At 36.3% G+C, this 1,318-nt stretch carries 1 protein-coding gene; it reads left to right on the top strand.

The window, feature by feature from the left end; translation table 11 throughout:
* Positions 1 to 297: 297 nt before the first annotated feature.
* Positions 298 to 1,305 (top strand): IS110 family RNA-guided transposase, encoded by a 1,008-nt coding sequence (locus tag ACLCDL_RS17880; RefSeq protein WP_423149779.1) that lies wholly within the window; start codon positions 298 to 300, stop codon positions 1,303 to 1,305.
* Positions 1,306 to 1,318 lie beyond the last annotated feature (13 nt).

A 1,318-nucleotide genomic window follows, 5' to 3' on the forward strand; every position in this document is an offset into this window, starting at 1 on the left:
GCCTTTAGATTTACAATAACAAAATATCACAGAATATTGACTACCGTTATTGTTGTTAGAAATTTTCTTTTTGCTTCTTTTTCTTTTGTTAATATCTGATGAATTTGTGGAAAAGTTAACAGCGGTAAAGGCGCATTAGCGCAACGGCCAGGGTAAAGACCTATTTGTTGATTAAATCCTTTACCGCTTGTTTTAAACTGAGACATCAAATAGAAATTAGAGTTCTCAGGCTCGTTATTAAGGTGATGATGGAGTTTAAAACAGTTAACTCATTAGCTTACTAAACAGGATAAAGTTATGGAATTTGCATTTTTTATCGGCATTGATGTATCAAAAAATGAGCTGGATTTTACCGTAATGCAAGGGAGACAATTGCTGTTTCACCGGGAGATAAGCAATACGGTCAAGAACATTGGAGGATTGGTAAAAGAGTTGTCCAAACAAAAAGGATTTGAATTAAGCCGGGCGATATTCTGTATGGAGCATACGGGTATCTATAGTAATCATTTGCTGAGATATTTATATAAGATAAAAGCATGCGTTTGTTTGGAAGCAGCCACTCAAATTAAGAATTCACTAGGTAATCTACGGGGAAAGAACGACAAGATTGATTCAATGCGAATAGCAGAATATGCTTATAAAAATCGGGAGGATCTTCGATTATGGGAACCTAAACGAGAAGTGGTACTAAGATTAGCCCAATTAAGCTCAACTCGTTCGCGTTTAATTTCCGCCAAGAAAATCCTCAGTGTGGCCATTCAAGAAAATAAGGACTTCGTTGAAAAGGAAGTAGTAGGCAATAGTAGCAGGCTTTGTCAAAGTACATTAAAGGCGATAGAAGGGGATTTAAAGAAAACACAGGAAGCGATTGATAGATTGATATCGGAGGATACAGAACTACGCCGCTTGTTTAGTTTGGTAACATCGGTATGTGGGGTTGGACAAGTAACAGCAATACAAATAGTAATAAGTACCAATGAGTTTAAAGACATTACAGAAGCAAAGAAATATGCCTGTTATTCGGGAGTGGCCCCGTTTAGAAAAGAGTCGGGCCTGTTTCGAGGGAAAGCCCAAGTATCAATGATGGCAAATAAAAAAGTTAAAACTCTTTTGCACCTGTCGGCTCTGGTAGCCATTCAACATAATCCTGAAATAAGAGCCTACTATATGCGGAAAGTAAATGAAGAAAAGAAAAATAAGATGAGTGTAATCAATGCAGTAAGGAACAAGCTAATACTACGAGTATTTGCCTGTGTAAAACAAGATAGAAAATATGAAAAAAATTACAATAAATTAGTTGCTTGAATCATAGAAATCA

The organism is Rubrilithobacter danxiaensis, assembly GCF_047272945.1.
In the GTDB taxonomy this organism is placed as follows: Bacteria; Bacteroidota; Bacteroidia; order Sphingobacteriales; family Sphingobacteriaceae; genus Rubrolithibacter; species Rubrolithibacter danxiaensis.